Source organism: Pseudomonas sp. Pseusp3 (assembly GCF_047304225.1).
GTDB lineage: Bacteria > Pseudomonadota > Gammaproteobacteria > Pseudomonadales > Pseudomonadaceae > Aquipseudomonas > Aquipseudomonas fluorescens_CD.
Window position 1 is genome coordinate 40,096 of the sequence record NZ_JBGLYV010000026.1, and the last position, 17,326, is coordinate 57,421.

Annotated in this window: 16 protein-coding genes; 9 read left to right on the forward strand and 7 right to left on the reverse strand. The window is 61.0% G+C overall.

Annotated features, from left to right (window positions below; all coding sequences use genetic code 11):
- Window positions 1-95: 95 nt before the first annotated feature.
- Window positions 96-2,498, reverse strand: a complete 2,403-nt coding sequence (locus ACCD00_RS11430) for a beta-galactosidase (protein WP_413424509.1) — start codon at window positions 2,496-2,498, stop codon at window positions 96-98.
- A gap of 96 nt (window positions 2,499-2,594) precedes the next feature.
- Window positions 2,595-4,739: an ATP-dependent DNA helicase DinG gene (dinG, locus tag ACCD00_RS11435; RefSeq protein WP_413424511.1), complete on the reverse strand. Its 2,145-nt coding sequence runs from the start codon at window positions 4,737-4,739 to the stop codon at window positions 2,595-2,597.
- A gap of 99 nt (window positions 4,740-4,838) precedes the next feature.
- On the opposite strand from dinG, the gene ACCD00_RS11440 reads away from it, so the two are divergent.
- Window positions 4,839-5,303: a CopD family protein gene (locus tag ACCD00_RS11440; protein ID WP_413424513.1), complete on the forward strand. Its 465-nt coding sequence runs from the start codon at window positions 4,839-4,841 to the stop codon at window positions 5,301-5,303.
- 121 nt (window positions 5,304-5,424) lie between these two features.
- Here the strand turns inward: ACCD00_RS11440 and ACCD00_RS11445 are convergent, their stop codons facing one another.
- The 4 genes from ACCD00_RS11445 to ACCD00_RS11460 form a co-directional block, all read right to left on the reverse strand.
- Window positions 5,425-6,183, reverse strand: coding sequence for a collagen-like protein (locus tag ACCD00_RS11445; protein ID WP_413424515.1), 759 nt, complete (start codon window positions 6,181-6,183; stop codon window positions 5,425-5,427).
- Complete coding sequence (locus ACCD00_RS11450; RefSeq protein ID WP_085715597.1) at window positions 6,176-6,454, reverse strand: DUF1145 domain-containing protein; 279 nt, start codon at window positions 6,452-6,454, stop codon at window positions 6,176-6,178. Before ACCD00_RS11450 ends, ACCD00_RS11445 begins: the two co-directional genes overlap by 8 nt.
- Window positions 6,455-6,602: 148 nt before the next feature.
- The gene (locus tag ACCD00_RS11455; protein ID WP_413424517.1) at window positions 6,603-7,316 is read right to left on the reverse strand and encodes an OmpA family protein; all 714 of its coding nucleotides are present in this window, start codon (window positions 7,314-7,316) and stop codon (window positions 6,603-6,605) included.
- A 91-nt stretch (window positions 7,317-7,407) separates the two neighbouring features.
- Window positions 7,408-8,097: an OmpA family protein gene (locus ACCD00_RS11460; protein WP_085715599.1), complete on the reverse strand. Its 690-nt coding sequence runs from the start codon at window positions 8,095-8,097 to the stop codon at window positions 7,408-7,410.
- 189 nt (window positions 8,098-8,286) lie between these two features.
- Between ACCD00_RS11460 and ACCD00_RS11465 the strand changes: the two genes are divergently transcribed.
- The 4 genes from ACCD00_RS11465 to ACCD00_RS11480 all read left to right on the forward strand — a co-directional run bounded on the left by ACCD00_RS11465 (window position 8,287) and on the right by ACCD00_RS11480 (window position 10,050).
- On the forward strand, window positions 8,287-8,784 hold the full coding sequence (locus ACCD00_RS11465) for a DUF6231 family protein (RefSeq protein WP_413424519.1): 498 nt from the start codon (window positions 8,287-8,289) through the stop codon (window positions 8,782-8,784).
- A gap of 4 nt (window positions 8,785-8,788) precedes the next feature.
- On the forward strand, window positions 8,789-9,265 hold the full coding sequence (locus tag ACCD00_RS11470) for a YchJ family protein (RefSeq protein WP_413424521.1): 477 nt from the start codon (window positions 8,789-8,791) through the stop codon (window positions 9,263-9,265).
- Window positions 9,266-9,352: 87 nt separating this feature from the next.
- Window positions 9,353-9,847 (forward strand): LEA type 2 family protein, encoded by a 495-nt coding sequence (locus ACCD00_RS11475; protein WP_413424523.1) that lies wholly within the window; start codon window positions 9,353-9,355, stop codon window positions 9,845-9,847.
- A complete protein-coding gene (locus tag ACCD00_RS11480; protein WP_008056806.1) occupies window positions 9,844-10,050 on the forward strand; it encodes an SEC-C metal-binding domain-containing protein in 207 nt (68 codons plus the stop codon). Before ACCD00_RS11475 ends, ACCD00_RS11480 begins: the two co-directional genes overlap by 4 nt.
- Before the next feature lie 149 nt (window positions 10,051-10,199).
- On the opposite strand, the gene ACCD00_RS11485 is transcribed toward ACCD00_RS11480, so the two are convergent.
- The gene (locus ACCD00_RS11485; protein WP_413424525.1) at window positions 10,200-10,757 is read right to left on the reverse strand and encodes a cysteine hydrolase family protein; all 558 of its coding nucleotides are present in this window, start codon (window positions 10,755-10,757) and stop codon (window positions 10,200-10,202) included.
- A 194-nt stretch (window positions 10,758-10,951) separates the two neighbouring features.
- Between ACCD00_RS11485 and ACCD00_RS11490 the strand changes: the two genes are divergently transcribed.
- The 4 genes from ACCD00_RS11490 to ACCD00_RS11505 all read left to right on the forward strand — a co-directional run bounded on the left by ACCD00_RS11490 (window position 10,952) and on the right by ACCD00_RS11505 (window position 17,322).
- Window positions 10,952-13,402, forward strand: a complete 2,451-nt coding sequence (locus ACCD00_RS11490; protein ID WP_413424527.1) for a penicillin acylase family protein — start codon at window positions 10,952-10,954, stop codon at window positions 13,400-13,402.
- Between the two features lie 209 nt (window positions 13,403-13,611).
- Window positions 13,612-14,646 carry a ligase-associated DNA damage response exonuclease gene (locus ACCD00_RS11495; RefSeq protein WP_413424529.1) on the forward strand — a complete coding sequence of 345 codons (1,035 nt, stop codon included), beginning with the start codon at window positions 13,612-13,614 and terminating at the stop codon, window positions 14,644-14,646.
- Window positions 14,643-16,313, forward strand: a complete 1,671-nt coding sequence (locus ACCD00_RS11500; RefSeq protein WP_413424531.1) for an ATP-dependent DNA ligase — start codon at window positions 14,643-14,645, stop codon at window positions 16,311-16,313. The genes ACCD00_RS11495 and ACCD00_RS11500 overlap by 4 nt, the downstream gene beginning before the upstream one ends.
- A gap of 226 nt (window positions 16,314-16,539) precedes the next feature.
- Window positions 16,540-17,322, forward strand: coding sequence for a transporter substrate-binding domain-containing protein (locus tag ACCD00_RS11505; RefSeq protein ID WP_413424533.1), 783 nt, complete (start codon window positions 16,540-16,542; stop codon window positions 17,320-17,322).
- Window positions 17,323-17,326 lie beyond the last annotated feature (4 nt).

Below are 17,326 nucleotides of genomic sequence, written 5' to 3' on the forward strand. Positions count from 1 at the left end.
CTACAAAGTGGCGGGCATTGTTCCAGCCCTTGAGGGTTTTGGGAACAGGGTTGGGCCGGGCGGTTATTGCGCCGCCAAGCTTTTGCGGCGAGGACTCAGTGACCTTTCCCGGAATGCCCACCAGCGCCCTTCCCCGGTCCCTTGCCGGCCTCGGCCTTGCGGCCGCCCTCGGCGTCGTGGCTGGCTTTGTCGGCGGCGGCCGCTGACTTCTCGGCCTCTTTGCCCAGTTGCTCGACTGTCGCCAGATTGCTCTTGCGCACGCTGTCGACAAAGCCCTGGAACGGCAGATCAGTGATGCCCACCAACCCGAAGTGACCGTTTTCACCGTCAAGCAGGCGCCCGGTGACCGGTTGGTCGAGGTACTGGAACCAATGCACGCCGACAATCGACGGCTCGCTCAAGGCCTGTTTGAGGAAGTTGGCATACGCCGCACCACGGTCCTCCTCCTTCACCAACGGCGTGACGCCACCCCAGAACGGGCCGCGATCAGTCGAGCCGAAATTGAACTCGGTGACCAGCACCGGTTTGTCGAGGCTGCGCAGCCTGGCGAAGTCGTAACCATCCTGGGGTTGCAGGGTGTACATGTTGAAGCTCAACACGTCGCAATACTGGGCGCAGGACTCCACGGCTTCCGGCGTGCTGATGGCGAAACGGCCGCCGAGCAGCAGCTGGTTAGGCGCGTGCCACTGGAGTGAGTCGGAGATGGTCTTGAAGTAAGTGTCAGCAAAGACCTTCTGGAAGTATTTGAAGTCAGCTTCGATTTCCGGGTGTTCGGCGCTCGGGAGCGGCGGTACGAACCCCGGATCTTCCATCAGTTCCCAGGCCGGCAGATCAATGCCCCAGGCTTTCGACAGGCCATCCTGATTGCGGTACTTGTCGCGCAGTTGCTTGAGGAACGCGCGCTTGGCCGGCACGTCGGTGGTCATTTTCAAGGTGCCGTAGGCCAGCGCATAACGGGCTTTCGGGTCATCGCCGGGACCGGCCCAGGCCAGCTCATTGTCGGCGTAGTAACCGATCAGCCATGGATCGTCACGATGGTCGCGAGCGGCAATCGCCACGGCGCGTTCGGTGGCCATGGCAAAACGCGGGTCGAACGGGTCGGGCATGCCGCCCCACCAATCGGTGCCGGTGCTGATGCTGGCGTAGTCGCCGACAATCGACAGCGGCAAGGTGTACGGCACGCGATCAGCGTTACCCAATACCGGAGCGCTCCAGTTGCCGATGGTGTTGAAACCCCAGGCCTGCAAGCGATCAAGGGTGTGACCGGCCCAGCGCTGCTCGTCGAACTTCGCTTTGCACGGTTCGACAGCTTTTGCCTCAGCAGCTTTCGCTTCCGTCGTTTCGGACTTGGCCGCCTCGGCGACGCCAGCTTTGGTTTCGCTGCCCGGGCCACAAGGATCGCCATACAAGCGCTGCAGGTTGGCAGCGTAGAAGTCATACCAGCGACCGGCATTGTAGCCGCGCCCTTGATCGGCCCCGTTGCCGCCACGGTTGTCGCCTTCACCATAGTGGCTGGCCAGCGCCTCGTCAGCCTTGGGCAGGGATTCGAACATCCACTCGCGGCCGGCAACATAGGTCTGGTTGACATCCGGGGCCACGGTATTGACCCCGAGGGAATAGAACGGGTGGCCTTCAGGCGTCACCAGATACCAGCGACCGTCACGCTTTTCTGTGCGGAAAAAACCGCTGGCCTTGAAGGATGGGCCTTTGGTCAAACCACCGAATTTGTCCAGGGAGGACTTTTCACGCTCGGCCAGCCAGGTTTTCAGTTGTTGTTGCTCCTTGCTCGCGGCGCCTTTGAGTTGTTCGTCGCTGCCGATCTTTTCCGGCCATTTGCCCCGGGTCGACTGGCCGTAAGCGTCCACCAACCCGCCGTACACGGCTTGGGTGACCGACTCACCGTCCTGCACACCAAAGCGCTCCAGCAGGATGCTCTGCGCGGCTTTCGGCTGGTCCATCGACAAACTCACCGACACCACTTCTCTGCGATCCAGTTCACCGGCGCTACTGGCCAGCAACACACGTTGGCCATCGACGGTCATCGGCATCGGCGGGCCAGCCTTCATGCCCTGGCTCAACGGTGATGTCGCTTGCAGTGGCACCAACAGGGTTTGCGCAGGCCCCGCCGGCAGATCGACACGGCTGACCAGCGTCTTGCCGTCGTTGCTCTGGATGGTCACGTACAGGGTCAAGGCCCAGTTCATCGCACTCTGGATCCGCAGGCTCATGACGCCCGACTGCGACCAGTCCCAGGCGCCGGTTTGCGGGGTCAGGCGCAAAGTCGGCCGGGCGACCGGGTTAAATGTCACCCGGCGCAGCACTTCGCCCTCGGGGGTTTGCTCGGCGTTGGATTGCGGCAGGCTGGCATCCTGAGTCGCCACCTGGACCACGTCGGCGGGGCGCACAAAGTTGAACAGCGTCTGCTGGCCGGCGGGAGCGGCCAGCAAAGGTGTTGCGAACAGCAGGGCAAAAACGGCAGGCAACGAACGGCAAATCATGAGAACGAAATTCTCCCTAACGACCTTCAATGGGCCAGTGGAAAAGCGATGGCAGAGAGATAGACAACGCGGCGGGCAAAACTGCCCACCGGTGCGTCAGGAAATTTCTCGACGGAACGGCGGCAACGCGTTGAGGATGGCTTTGCCATAGCGCTGGGTCACCAGGCGCCGGTCGAGCAAGGTGATGGTGCCGCGGTCTTCTTCGGTACGCAGCAAGCGGCCGCAGGCCTGGACCAGCTTCAGCGAGGCGTCCGGTACGGAGATTTCCATGAACGGATTGCCGCCCCGGGCCTCGATCCATTCGGACAAGGCTGCTTCGACGGGATCATCGGGCACCGAGAAAGGAATCTTGGCAATGACCACGTGCTCGCAATAGGCACCGGGCAAGTCGACCCCTTCAGCGAAGCTCGCCAGGCCGAACAACACGCTGGAATCCCCGCCATCGACTCGCGCCTTGTGCTTGTTCAGGGTTTCCTGTTTCGACAGGTTGCCCTGAATGAACACTTGCTTGCGCCAGTCACGGTCAAGGCCATCGAACACGTCCTGCATCTGTTTACGCGAGGAAAACAGCACCAGGGTGCCCCGCGAGCCTTCGACCAACTCAGGCAGATCACGAATGATCGCGGCGGTATGCGCCGCTGCATCACGGGGGTCGGCGTTCAGGTTCGGCACCCGCAACACACCGGCGTCGGCATGATGGAACGGGCTTGGCACCACCGCCGTCACGGCTTTTTTCGGCAGGCCGGCGCGCATGCGGAAGCGGTCGAAGGTACCCAGGGCGGTCAGGGTCGCCGAGGTCACCAGACAGCCATAGGCCACGTTCCACAAATTGCGCCGGAGCATTTCCGCCGCCAGGATGGGACTTGCGTTGACCTCGATGTCGAACAGCGAACCACTTTCGGCCAGAGTCAGCCAGCGGGCCATGGGCGGGTTGTCCTCCGGGTCTTCGACGGTGAAGGCGGTCCACAACTCCCAGTTGCCGGAAGAGCGGGACAACAGGCTGCCGAACAACGGATACCACTCTTCGGCCTGGTTGCTGGCGATACCGATGTTGACCTCGCCGTCCATGCCTTCCTTGAGCAGGTCGGTCAGGCGGGTGAACACGTCGGTCAACCGTGCGAAGCCTTTCTTCAGTTCGATGCCCATTTCGCGCATGTGCTCGGGAATCACCCCGCCGACGAATCGATGACGCGGGCGCTCGCGGCCTTCAACGTCTTCGCCGGGTTTGAAATCGGCAACCTGCTCACACGCGGTGAACATGAACTGCTGCTGGGTCTTGATCTCCCGCGCCAGCTCCGGCACCTGCTCGATCAACTTACCCAGGTCGCCCGGCAACGGATGCTGGGCCAGCAGTTTGGTGAGGTTCTTGGCCGTGGTTTCCAGCCAGTCGGCGGTGGAGCGCAGGCGCGTGTAATGGGCGAAATGGCCGATGGCCTTGTCCGGCAGGTGATGGCCTTCGTCGAACACGTAGATGGTGTCGCGCGGGTCCGGCAGCACGGCGCCGCCGCCAAGGGCCAGGTCGGCCAGGACCATGTCGTGGTTGGTGACGATCACATCGACCTTGCCCATGCCTTCGCGGGCCTTGTAGAAGGCGCACTGGCCGAAGTTCGGGCAATGACGGTTGGTGCACTGGCTGTGATCGGTGGTCAGACGCGCCCAGTCGGCGTCTTCCAGGGCGGTGGACCAGCTGTCGCGGTCGCCGTCCCATTTATTGCCGGCGAGTTTTTCGATCATGCTGGTGAACAGTTTCTGACTGGCCTCGTCGACCTCGATCTTGAAGCCTTCTTCCTCGAACAACTGCGCCGTGGCGGTCTGCGCGTGGCCTTCCTGGAGCAACATGTCGAGCTTGGACAGGCACATGTAGCGCCCGCGCCCCTTGGCCAGGGCGAAGCTGAAGTTCAGCCCGCTGTTGCGCATCAGGTCGGGCAAGTCCTTGTAGACGATCTGCTCTTGCAGGGCCACGGTGGCCGTGGCGATCACCAGGCGCTTGCCGGCGGCCTTCGCCGTGGGAATCGCTGCCAGGCTGTAGGCCACGGTCTTGCCGGTACCGGTGCCGGCTTCCACCGCGACTATCGCGGGGTCGCCACTGCGCCGGCCTTCGTCGTCGGTGTCGATGTCACCCAGGACCTTGGCGACTTCGGCGATCATCAGGCGTTGGCCGTAGCGCGGTTTGAGGCTCTTGGCTTCGAGAAAACGCGAGTAGGCGCCCTGGATCGTGGTTTTGAGTTCGGTGCTGATCATGGATTGTCGGGCGCAAAAAACGCTGGATAAATTTTCAGTGGTTCGGTTCGGCGGCTATCATACCCCGCTAATGAATCCCGCGCAGAACGGAGTAACCCAATGACACCTTTTAGCCTCATTTATAGCCTGCATGTACTGGCGGCCCTGGTCTGGGTCGGCGGCATGTTTTTCGCCTGGATGGTCCTGCGCCCCGCCGCGATCAAGGCACTTGAAGGCCATGCCCGGCTGAAGTTATGGGTAGAAGTGTTTCAAGGTTTTTTCCGCTGGGTCTGGGTGGCGGTGGTGCTGTTGCCGGTCAGCGGCGTGCTCATGCTGAATCTGCACTTCACCGGTTTTGAAAACGCGCCGCGCTATGTGCAGGTAATGATGGGCTTGTATGTGGTGATGACCGCGCTGTTTATCAGGATTCAGGCGCTGATGCTGCCGGAACTGCGCACCGCCGTGGCCGAGCAGGATTGGCCGGCGGGGGCGGCGGTGCTGGGGCGGATTCGCCGCTTGGTGGGGATAAATCTGCTGGTGGGGTTGGCTGTGGTGGCGATTGCGTCGGTTCGGCCGACGCTTTAAACGCTTCGTCGGAACGCCGTCCGGACCAAGCCCGCTCCCACAGGGTTCCGTAATCCAATGTGGGAGCGGGCTTGCCCGCAAAGACAATCGACTGGACGACACACATTTTTTCGGCGATTGCTTACAACCGCTGAACCGTCACCGAACCCGCCGCGCCTTCAGGCCCCGGTTGCCCGTCGGCGCCAGGTTTACCGCTCTTGCCACCATCGGCCTTGTAGATCAGGCAGCCCTTGGCCTTGCCACCCGCGCCCGGCTTGCCGCCCGGGCCGGCCAGGCCACCGGCACCGCCAGCCACCTGAACCTTGATTCGGTCTGCCGGGAAGTCGTGCGGCACCGCCAGTTTAACCAGCGCTCCCGGCGCCCCCGGCTGTCCATTGCTGCCATCACTGCCATCGGCACCACGACCGGCCTGACCCCAGGTGCACCCCGGTTCCTCACCGTTTGCCCCATCGAGACCGACAAACCCCGGTGCGCCCGCGCCACCACGGGCATCAACGATCAATTGCGGTGCATTCAGTGCCTTGATCTGCAAATCAAGATTGCGTCCGGATCGAGCGGCCTTCTGATAGGTCCCGGGTGCGCCACGGGCGGTGATCTGGCTGCCTTCTGACAAATCGGCGCGACGGACCTTCAGCGCCAGCGCCTGCTCCCCCGGCACGATGGCGATGCGCGCTTCACGCCCCAGATGCAATTCACCCACGGTGACTTCGGTGACGTTCGATGGAATCAGCAAGGTGCCGTAATCGGCCACTTCCAGGCGTTCCAGTTGCAGGGTGCTGGCGGTGTTGGGCAAGCGCATCAACGAGTTGGGTTCGACACTCACCACCTGTGCGCAGGCCAATGGGCTGATGAGTGCGGCGAGCAGGCAGAGTTTACGCATGGGAAGCCTTCGAAGCGGTAGGGGCTGGAATGGTTTGCAGGTGGAATACGCCGAAAATGACGATCTTCAGGCGGTCAAGCCAGGGATGGGCACGACCACGCAGGCTGCGATAGCACAGCAACGCTTCCAGTAGATGGATGAATCCCAACAGGCCGCCGGCCAGATTGACCAACGGGTGCAGCGGAAAGACGAACGGCGTGAGCAGGTTGACCAGCACCACCGACCAGAACACCAGGGTCAATAACCGCCCCAGCCCCCATATGACTTTCATACGCCCCCCCGATGAGAATTATTGTTTGCGCGCACAGTAACGGCTTCCACGCGGGTTAAGCCAGAGGGCAACGGAAAATTCTTCATGCAGGCCGCCGAACGGCCGTCGTTGCGCTCACAACTGTCGCTCGACGGCTCTATCTCTTGGCTCAGCGGTTTATATGCAGATCCACGCGACGGTTTTTCGCACGCCCTGCTTCCGTGTCGTTGTCGGCAATCGGCTGACTCTTGCCCTTGCCTTCGCTGGTGACTTTGTTCGGCGCCACACCCTGGCTCAGCAAGTATTCCGCCACGCTGCTGGCGCGTCGCTCCGACAAGGCCTGGTTATAAGTATCCGAACCGACGCTGTCGGTATGGCCGACCACCTTGATGCTGACCACATCGGCATCCTCGAACTTGCTCATCAACGCATCCAGTCGACTCTTGGCCGTCGGGGTCAGGTCGGATTGATTGAAGGCAAACAGCACGTCATCGCTCAGGGTGATGACTTCGGATTGCGCGGGCTCGGGTTTGACGCTGGCGGCCGGATACTGCGGCATCGGGCAACCGTGATGATCGACCGGGGTATTGGCGGGAGTGTCAGGACAACGGTCGCGTCGGTCGAAAACGCCGTCGCCGTCTTCGTCGCCATCCTGGGCATAGCAGATCAAACCGCCGGACAAGATACCCAGCGCCGCCCCACCCGCGGCCCAACTACCGCTCTCGATGGCGCCCAGACCACCACCAACCAGACCACCGATGAGGCTGCAAATTGGCCAGGTTCGTTGATTGAGGGGGGCAGTGCCATCACTGTGGGTCGCGCAGCCGGTCAAGAGGCTGCCAAGTAGCAGAACCGACAAGACGGTCCTTGTGAGAACGATCATGTTGAAAGCTCCTGTGTCCCCGGCCAATACCGGTTACACAGGAGTAAAGACCCGCATCCGCGACTGCACAAGGCGCGGATGCGAGGGGGGCTTAACGCTCGATTTTGATTTCCGTACGACGGTTCTGTGCACGACCGTCAGCGGTTTTGTTGTCAGCAACCGGCTGGCTTTCACCGGCACCGACAACCGACACGAAGTTACTGCGAGGTACGCCTTGCGAGATGAGGTATTCAACCACCGAGTGGGCGCGTTTATCCGACAGTTTCTGGTTGTAGACATCACTGCCCACGCTGTCGGTATGACCGGTGACGGTCAGTTTGGCAGTCGGGGCTTCGGCTTTCAGGCGAGTGGCAATCTTGTCGAGTACCAGTTTGTCGGACGAGGTAAGCGTGGCTTTATCAAACTGGAAGTGAACATCGCGGATGACGATGGTTTCTTCCTTGACCACAACCGCTTCTTCGACCACAGGTGCTGGTGGTGGGCAACCGTTGGCATCGACCTGAACGCCTTTTGGCGTGCCTGGGCACTTGTCACGGCTGTCCGGCACACCATCACCGTCTTCGTCGCCATCCCCGTGAACCCAGCAATAAGCCGCTGCCGTGCCGCCGACGAGCAGAGCACCATACCCTGCCCATGCCGAGCTTTCGGTCGCACCGAGGCCCGCGCCCACGACACCACCAACCGCCGCGCAGGTCGGCCAATCGGTTTTCTGCAAACCTGCGCAACCAGTCAAGACACTGGTTAGCAGAACCAAGGGTAATGCTGTCCGAACTATGCTCATCTAGTTTTCTCCTGAAGGATCGGCTTAGAACCGATTCAGGTAGTAAAGACCCGAGTTTTAAACTCCGCCAGCAATAGGCCATGCTGTTTATTCACGCATTGGCGACAAGTTCGTGCTTTTGTCGCCAAGCCGCTCTAGGCCCGAACGTTCGGGCAGGCTAGTCTTGGCAGATCTGATTGAGGATCTTCGATGACTGCAGATATTTCTTCACGCACGCCGCAACAGGCACTGGCCGCTTTACTTGACCGATATGCCCCCGCACGCCTGTTGTTGATCGGCGCCAGCGAGTTCCCGGCACTGGAAGCGTTCAAACTCGCGCACCCGGAAAGCAGCGTCGCTTGCGCTGCCCCCGGGCCGTTGCCCGCCGAGTTGGCAGCCCGCCGATTCGACCTGGCGCTGGTGGTCGATTGCCTGGAGCACTTGCCCAAGCGCGACGGCCTGAACCTGCTGGGTGGCATCCGCAACCTCAACGCCAGCCGCATCGCAGTGCTAGCGGATTTGCCGGCCTGTGGCTGGCAGGAAACCGACTTTTTCTCCCTGGCCCTGCAAGCCAGCGAACGCTTCCAACGGGACGAACAGGTCCTGACCCTGTTTACCTACGATCTGCTTGAATACAAACAAGTCCCCGACTGGCTGAATTCGCGCTTTTGGGCCAATCCGGAAAACTTCGGGAAATACTGGTGGTAATGCCATGAGTACATCCATTTGCCCTTGCGGCAGCGGCACCCCACTCGACGCCTGCTGCGGTCACTACCATGCCGGGCACCCGGCGCCGTGCGCGGAAGCCTTGATGCGCTCGCGCTACAGCGCCTATGTGTTGGGGCTGGTCGATTATCTGGTAGCCACCACCCTGCCTGCCCAGCAGGCCGGTCTGGACCGTCAATCGATCAGCGACTGGAGCGCGCAAAGTACCTGGTTGGGCCTTGAGGTGGAAAGCTCCGAAGTACTGGGCGGCCAGCCTGAACACGCCTTCGTGACCTTCACCGCGCGGTGGCACGACAGCGGTGGCGAGCACAGCCACCGCGAGCGCTCGTCATTTGTGCAAAACACCGGGCGCTGGTATTTCATCGACCCCACCGTGCCGCTCAAGGCCGGACGCAATGACGCCTGCCCGTGTGCGAGTGGGCAGAAGTTCAAGAAGTGTTGCTCGGGGTATTTCAGCAGCTAGGACATGGAATGCCTGTCCACCCCGCAGGAGTAGCCGAAGGCTGCGATCTTTTGGGTCTAGACTGGGGCTCAAGGGAGAAACAGCACGATGATCATCCACCGCGGCGCACGCTATCTGCTCACGTTGTTCCTGGCACTGGGACTCGGCGGCTGCGTATCGTGGTTCGGCGACGATTTGCCGGCCCCCGAAGTCCATCTGGTGAAGATAGAGGTGGTCCGGGCCAAATTGCTGGAACAGAAACTCCTCCTGCATTTTCGCATCGACAATCCCAACGACAGCGACCTGACGGTGCGCAGTCTGGAGTACCGCATTCACTTGGGTGACATTCTGCTGGCCGAAGGCGAGCACGAACACTGGTTCACCGTCGGCCCCAAACACAGCGCCTACTTCAAGGTGCCGATCCGCACCAACCTGTGGTCAAAGGTGCGTGACCTGGCCAAACTGCTGAAAAAATCCGATCAACCCATTCCCTATCGTCTGGAAGGTGAACTGGAAACCGGTATATTCATCGCCCACTACGTGCACCTGGCGCGCAATGGCGTGATAATCCCCGCCGATTTAATTCCGGAGCAACACCGATGACCCAGCAACCCCACGTCCACGGCCCTGACTGCAACCACGATCATGACCATCACCAGCATGATCACGACCACGGTCATGTCCACGGTCCGAACTGCGGCCACGCTCACCAGGAACCGGTGCGCAACGCCCTGAAAGACGTCGGCCGCAACGATCCGTGCCCGTGCGGCAACGGCAAGAAATTCAAGAAGTGCCACGGCGCTTGATGCTTCGGGCGAAGATTTGCTTCGCCTGTTGAATCGTCTTCGCGAGCAGACCTGTGGTGTGAATGCAGATCCCTTGCTCGCGATGGACTGTCAGTCGACACCTGTGTAGCTGACACACCATCGCGAGCAAGCTCGCTCCTACAGGTTTTTCAGTCAGCGTTTAACAGGTAGGCACTGCTGACCACCGTCGCATACTCACCGTGCAAATTCCCCAGCGACATCGCATGCACCTCCTCGGCGCTATGGGCATTGCCGAAAAAATCAGCCTTGTCGAAGGTAAAGCACGCATCCTCGGCCACCCACGTATCAAACCCCAGGTTGCCCGCCGTGCGCGCCGTGGATTCCACCGAGTTGTGGGTCGCGACACCGACGATGATCAACTGCCCGATCCCCGCCTCGCGCAACTCAATCTCCAGCCCCGTCGAACAAAACGCATCCGGCACCTGTTTCTGGATCAGGCGTTCGCCGGCCCTTGGTGCAAAGCGCTCCTGAAATTCCACCCCCGACTGCTGCGGCCAGAATACTGAGTCCTCTGAGCGGGACAGGTGCTGCACATGGATCACCGGCCGAGCGGTGCGCCGCCAATGGTCGAGCATTTCCAGCATGCGCACTTCGGCCTGCGGGTTGTTCCTGCGGCCGAGTCTGGGGTGAAGGATGCCTTTTTGTTGATCGATGATGATCAGTGCCGCGTTTGCCTTGAGCTCCATGCCGACTGTTCTCCAGGATTGTTGAGCGAGTCGCACTTCAACATCACCCATGGCGACTGGCAAGGCTGCGATCTTTCAGGTTTATCAGACAAATCCTGAAATAACCTTGCACCCCGCTTGCGCGGCCACCTCCCGCTCACTAACGTAGCGCCTTTATTGCGCACCGCCGCCTCTACCCCCGCAGGAGCTTTGCCATGGCCTCGCCAGCCCTTACTCATTTTCTACCCCGGTTCGGCGTTGCCGCAGCAGTGGCCGGTGTCTTGAGCCTGACCGGTTGTCAGAACTTCAACGCCCAGGACACCCTCCCGCCGACCTCTGGCGTACAACCGCTCAAGGGTCTGGCGCAGAACGTTTCGGTGCGCCGCAATGCCATGGGCATGCCGCTGATCGAAAGCAACAGCTTCCACGACGCGCTGTTCACCCTCGGTTACGTGCATGCCAGCGACCGCATCACGCAAATGGTCACCCTGCGCCTGCTGGCCCAGGGCCGCTTGGCCGAGATGCAGGGTGCGGACCTGCTGGATGCCGACCGTTACATGCGGGCGGTCAACCTGAAGAAAAGTGCTGGCGAGTTGTACAAGGCCTCGTCGCCGCGCCTCAAGCGTTTCTTCGAGGTCTATGCGCGGGGTGTCAACGCCTACCTGTTCCGCTACCGCGACAAACTGCCGGCGGACCTGGCGGCCAGCGGCTACAAGCCTGAGTATTGGCAGCCGGAAGATTCGGCGCTGATTTTCTGCCTGCTGAACTTCAGCCAGTCAACCAACCTGCCGGAAGAAATTTCCTCGCTGGTACTGGCCCAGACCGTCACCACCGACAAACTCGCGTGGCTGACGCCGTCGGCACCCGATGAAAAACTGCCGGTCGCCGAAAGCGAAAAACTGCAAGGACTCAAGCTCAACGGGCAATTCCCGGGGCTGGCCGAACTCAGTAAAGCCACCGGGCAACTGTCGGACCTCAATTTGTTGGGTGCCACCTCGTCGAACAACTGGGCCATCGCGCCGCAACGCAGCCGTAGCGGCAAGAGTCTGTTGGCCAGTGACAGTCACGGCCCGCTGGGCGTGCCTTCGCTGTTCAGTTACGTGCAGATTCGCGCGCCGAAGTATCAGGCGTCCGGCGTGACCATCGCCGGCCTGCCAATGGTGCTGGGAGGTTTCAACGGCAAAGTGGCGTGGAGCATGACGTCCGTGATGGGCGACAATCAGGACCTGTTCCTGGAGAAGATCAAGCGCCAGGGCAACGGACTCACCTATGAAAACGCCGGGAAATGGCAGCCGGCGATCGTGCGCAACGAAACCTATTTCGTCAAAGGCCAGCGGCCGATTCGCGAAGCCGTGTACGAAACCCGCCACGGCCCGCTGCTCAATAGCGCACAGGGCACCACCCTGGCCAACGGTTTCGGCCTGGCCTTGCAGATGCCGAACTTCACCGACGACAAGAGCCTGGACGCGTTCTTCGACCTGTCCCGCGCCCAGAGCGTCGAGAAAGCCTCGGATGCCAGCCGCGAAATCCGCGCCATCGCGCTGAACCTGGTATTTGCCGATGCCAGCCACATCGGCTGGCAAGTCACCGGCCGTTACCCGAACCGCCGCGAAGGCGAAGGTCTGCTGCCCTCGCCGGGCTGGGAAGGCCGCTACGATTGGGACGGTTATGCCGACCCGATGCTGCACCCGTACGACCAGGACCCGGCCCAAGGCTGGCTTGGCACTGCCAACCAGCGGGTCATTCCCCATGGCTACGGCATGCAGTTGTCCAACTCCTGGGCCGCTCCGGAGCGCGGCGAGCGCCTGGCCGAACTGGCCGGCGCAGGCAAACATGACAGCCGCAGCCTGATTGCCATGCAATACGACCAGACCACGACCTTCGCTGCCAAGCTGAAGAAGATGTTTGAAGCGCCGGGCATGTCCCAGCCACTCAAGCAAGCCATCGACGCCTTGCCGGCGACCGATCGCGCCAAGGCACACGAGGCCTACAGCCGCTTGATGGCGTTCGACGGCAAGCTCGGCCCGACCTCCACCGATGCGGCAATCTACGAACTGTTCCTGCAGGAAAGCATCCGGCAGATCTTCCTCGATGAACTGGGCCCGGAAAGCAGCCCGGCGTGGAAGGCCTTTGTCGCCGACGGCAAATTGTCTTACTCGGCCCAGGCCGATCATTTGCTCGGGCGTGAGGACAGTCCGTTCTGGGATGACGTGCGTACCGCGCAGAAAGAAGACAAACCGGCCATCCTCGCTCGCAGCCTCGCCGCAGCAATCAGCGCAGGCGACAGCCAGTTGGGCAGCGATCACAAAGCCTGGCAGTGGGGCAAATTGCATCGCTATGAATGGAAGAACACCAGCGGCCAGACCGTACGCGGACCGCTGCCGGCCGGCGGCGATCACACCACGCTCAACACCGCCGCCTTCGCCTGGGGCCAGGACTTCAACACCACGCTGGCGCCAGCCATGCGCTTTATCGTCGACTTCGGCCAGTCCGAACCGCTGATGGCGCAGAACGGCACCGGCCAGTCCGGCAACCCGGCCAGCCCGAATTACCTCAACAGCATCGAACCGTGGCTCAAGGGTCAATACATGAGCCTGCCGATGCAGCCGCAGAACTTCGACAACGCCTATGGCAAGGCGCGGTTGACGCTGACCCCCGGCAAGTAACACAGGGCAAAGGATTGACACTGATCCCTTGTGGGAGCGGGCTTGCTCGCGAAGGCGATTGAACATTCAACCATTACTTTGAATGTCAGACCGCTTTCGCGAGCAAGCCCGCTCCCACATTGGTATTTCATCCGCCCACAGAGTCCCGATAGAACTTCACGCCCCATATCAGACTCTTAGCTAACAAATTCCTCCATTCCGGCAATGCCATGGACCTTGTTGTCTCGCGTCCCGAAGGTTTGTACTGCCCAGCCGGGGACTTTAATATCGACCCGTGGCGGCCGGTCGAACGCGCCGTGATCACCCACGCCCACGGCGACCATGCCCGCGCCGGCAATCAGCATTACCTGGCGGCAGCGCCCGACGAGGCCATTCTGCGCATGCGACTGGGCCAGGCCATCGACCTGCAAACCCTGGGCTATGGCGAACGCCTGCAGCATCATGGTGTGTTCCTCAGTTTTCATCCCGCTGGCCACGTGCTCGGCTCGGCACAAGTACGACTGGAATACGCTGGAGAAGTCTGGGTGGCTTCCGGGGACTACAAGATCGAACCCGACGGCACTTGCGCACCGTTTGAACCCGTACGCTGCGACACCTTCATCACCGAATCGACCTTTGGCCTGCCGATCTACCGCTGGCAACCCCAGGCCCAGGTGTTTGCCGAAATCAATCAATGGTGGCAAGCCAATGCCGCTGTCGAAAAAACCAGCGTGCTGTTCTGTTGCTCCCTCGGCAAGGCCCAGCGCATTCTCCATGGCATCGATGCACGACTCGGTCCCGTCCTGGTACATAGCGAAGTGGAACCGATCAACGGGATCTACCGCGAAGCGGGGATTTATCTGCCGCCCACGATTCATGCCGCCGAAATCAAAAAGAGCGACCCGATGATGCGCAAGGCGTTGGTGCTGGCACCGCCTTCGGCGGCGAACAGCAGCTGGATGCGCCGCTTCGGCGATTACAGCGATGGATTCGCCAGTGGCTGGATGCGTTTGCGCGGCACACGCCGACGGCGCGGTGTGGACCGAGGCTTCGTGCTGTCCGACCACGCCGACTGGCCCGGTCTGCTGTGGGCTATCGAACAGACCGGCGCCGAACGGGTCATGGTGAGTCATGGATCGGCCGGTGCATTGGTACGCCAGCTGCGCGAGCAGGGTCTTGATGCCACAGCGTTCGACACCGAATACGGTGATGACGAAGAAGACGCGATCATTGCCCAGGCCGGGCCTGCCGAGGTGCTGCCATGAAGGCGTTCGCCGAGCTGTATGCCGAACTGGACGCCTCCACCTCGAACAACGCCAAACTGGCGGCAATGCAAAACTACTTCACCCAGGCCGCGCCGGAAGATGCCGCATGGGCGGTGTACTTTCTGTCGGGGGGACGCCCCCGGCAATTGGTGCCGGTGCGGGTATTGCGCGAACTGGCCGTGGCGGTTTCCGGTTTGCCGGAATGGCTGTTCGAAGAGAGTTACCAGGCCGTCGGTGATCTCGCGGAAACCATTTCGCTGGTTTTACCGCAGGTGTCACACAGTTCAACCGACGGGCTGGCCACGTGGGTCGAGGACAAACTGCTGCCACTGCGCGGCGAACCAGCGCAGTCCCTCGCGCATCGGTTACCGATTCTGTGGGCGCAACTGGACAGCCTGAGCCTGATGGTCTGCATCAAACTGATCACCGGCAGCTTGCGCGTCGGGGTGTCCAGGTTACTGGTCACCCGCGCCCTGGCAGCCATGGCCCACCTCGACAGCAAACGCGTGGCGCAGCGGCTGGTGGGTTACACCGAGCAGTCCCATCGCCCCAGCGCCACCAGCTTTCTGAAACTGATCGCCGCCGAATCGCTCGATGAACACGCCCAGCGTGGCGGCCAGCCCTACCCGTTTTTTCTCGCCCATGCCTTGTCGCCGCCGGTGGAACAATTCGAAACGCTGCTCGGTCCCGTCCAGCATTGGCAGGCGGAATGGAAATGGGATGGCATCCGCGCCCAGGTGATCAAGCGCGACGGACGTCTGTGGATCTGGTCGCGGGGTGAGGAACTGGTGACCGAGCGCTTCCCGGAACTGGACAGTTTGATTCTGGGCCTTCCCGACGGGACGGTGATCGACGCAGAGATCGTCGCCTGGAAATCTGCGCCAACCGCCGTCGAAACGGATTTCGAACCAGCGGCGCAACCCTACGCCCACCTGCAACAACGCATCGGTCGCAAGACCCTGGACCGGAAAACCCTCGAAGAAGTACCGGTGGTACTGCTCGCCTTCGATTTGCTCGAGTGGCAGGGTGAGGACTGGCGCAACCGGAGCCAGGCCGAGCGACGCGCGCAACTGGAATGGGTAGCCAGTGATTGCGCCAATCCGCGGTTGCGCCTCTCGCCATTGTTGACCGGCGACACCTGGCTCGACCTCGCCCGCCAGCGCGAGGCATCCCGCGCCCTCGGTGTCGAGGGCCTGATGCTCAAGGCACGTGATGCCTTGTACGGCATCGGCCGGACCAAGAACATGGGCGTGTGGTGGAAATGGAAAGTCGACCCGTTCAGCGTTGACGCCGTGCTGATCCATGCGCAACAAGGGCAAGGACGCCGGGCCAGCCTATACAGCAATTACACATTCGCCGTCTGGGACGGCCCGCCAGATGCCAGCGAACGCTCCCTTGTGCCGTTCGCCAAAGCTTATTCCGGGCTGAGCGATGACGAAATCCGCCAGATCGACAGCATCGTGCGCAAGACCACGGTGGAAAAGTTCGGGCCCGTGACCAGCATTCAGCCAAGCCTGGTGTTTGAATTAGGTTTTGAGGGCATCGCCCTCTCCCGCCGTCACAAAAGTGGCATTGCCGTGCGCTTCCCGCGGATGTTGCGCTGGCGCAAGGACAAGTCGATCGACGAAGCCGACACTTTGGCGACCCTGCAAAATCTGCTCGGCTAGGCCCTCTTTTCATCCTCAATATTTTTTCTTTTTGAACCGAACGGGTGCGCCCATTTCCCTGCGCCCGTTTTCGTGCATAAATCTGTATCCGGCCATTTCCAAGCGCCTTTTTAAACGCTTGTTCGGCACTCTGGTTCGGAAATTGCTACTTTCAATAGGTCTTACGCTTTCCAGTAACAACAATTCTGCGCCACGAGCGCTCATATTGGTATTTAGGGATTGAATAATGAAAAAAGCATTGCTGACCCTTTCTGCACTGGCGTTGTGCGTGGCTGCTGGCTCCGCCATGGCGAAGGAGTACAAAGAACTGCGTTTCGGCGTTGACCCTTCCTACGCACCGTTCGAGTCGAAAGCGGCCGATGGCAGCCTGGTTGGCTTTGACATCGATCTGGGGAACGCGATCTGCGCCGAATTGAAGGTCAAGTGCAAGTGGGTCGAAAGTGACTTCGACGGCATGATCCCTGGCCTTAAGGCCAACAAATTCGACGGCGTGATCTCGTCGATGACCGTTACCCCGGCCCGCGAAAAAGTGATCGACTTCTCCAGCGAGCTGTTCTCCGGCCCGACCGCATACGTGTTCAAGAAAGGTTCTGGCGTGACTGAAGACGTTGCCTCGCTCAAGGGCAAAACCGTCGGCTACGAACAAGGCACCATTCAGGAAGCCTATGCCAAAGCCGTTCTGGACAAGGCCGGCGTAAAAACCCAGGCGTACGCCAACCAGGATCAGGTCTACGCCGACTTGACTTCCGGTCGTCTCGATGCAGGGATCCAGGACATGCTGCAAGCCGAACTGGGCTTCCTGAAGTCCCCACAGGGTGCCGATTACGATGTCAGCAAGCCGGTCGACAACGCTTTGCTGCCAGCCAAAACAGCCGTTGGCATTAAGAAAGGTAACACCGAGCTGAAAGCGCTTTTGGATAAAGGTATCAAAGCGTTACACGATGATGGCACCTACGCCACCATTCAGAAGAAACACTTTGGCGATCTGAATCTGTACAGCGGCAAATAATGCC

Coding starts and splice junctions, on each gene's coding strand:
- ACCD00_RS11430 (WP_413424509.1), bottom strand. CDS start 2,498: ATGATTTGCCGTTCGTTGCCTGCCGTTTTTGCCCTGCTGTTCGCAACA.
- dinG (WP_413424511.1), bottom strand. CDS start 4,739: ATGATCAGCACCGAACTCAAAACCACGATCCAGGGCGCCTACTCGCGT.
- ACCD00_RS11440 (WP_413424513.1), top strand. CDS start 4,839: ATGACACCTTTTAGCCTCATTTATAGCCTGCATGTACTGGCGGCCCTG.
- ACCD00_RS11445 (WP_413424515.1), bottom strand. CDS start 6,183: ATGCGTAAACTCTGCCTGCTCGCCGCACTCATCAGCCCATTGGCCTGC.
- ACCD00_RS11450 (WP_085715597.1), bottom strand. CDS start 6,454: ATGAAAGTCATATGGGGGCTGGGGCGGTTATTGACCCTGGTGTTCTGG.
- ACCD00_RS11455 (WP_413424517.1), bottom strand. CDS start 7,316: ATGATCGTTCTCACAAGGACCGTCTTGTCGGTTCTGCTACTTGGCAGC.
- ACCD00_RS11460 (WP_085715599.1), bottom strand. CDS start 8,097: ATGAGCATAGTTCGGACAGCATTACCCTTGGTTCTGCTAACCAGTGTC.
- ACCD00_RS11465 (WP_413424519.1), top strand. CDS start 8,287: ATGACTGCAGATATTTCTTCACGCACGCCGCAACAGGCACTGGCCGCT.
- ACCD00_RS11470 (WP_413424521.1), top strand. CDS start 8,789: ATGAGTACATCCATTTGCCCTTGCGGCAGCGGCACCCCACTCGACGCC.
- ACCD00_RS11475 (WP_413424523.1), top strand. CDS start 9,353: ATGATCATCCACCGCGGCGCACGCTATCTGCTCACGTTGTTCCTGGCA.
- ACCD00_RS11480 (WP_008056806.1), top strand. CDS start 9,844: ATGACCCAGCAACCCCACGTCCACGGCCCTGACTGCAACCACGATCAT.
- ACCD00_RS11485 (WP_413424525.1), bottom strand. CDS start 10,757: ATGGAGCTCAAGGCAAACGCGGCACTGATCATCATCGATCAACAAAAA.
- ACCD00_RS11490 (WP_413424527.1), top strand. CDS start 10,952: ATGGCCTCGCCAGCCCTTACTCATTTTCTACCCCGGTTCGGCGTTGCC.
- ACCD00_RS11495 (WP_413424529.1), top strand. CDS start 13,612: ATGGACCTTGTTGTCTCGCGTCCCGAAGGTTTGTACTGCCCAGCCGGG.
- ACCD00_RS11500 (WP_413424531.1), top strand. CDS start 14,643: ATGAAGGCGTTCGCCGAGCTGTATGCCGAACTGGACGCCTCCACCTCG.
- ACCD00_RS11505 (WP_413424533.1), top strand. CDS start 16,540: ATGAAAAAAGCATTGCTGACCCTTTCTGCACTGGCGTTGTGCGTGGCT.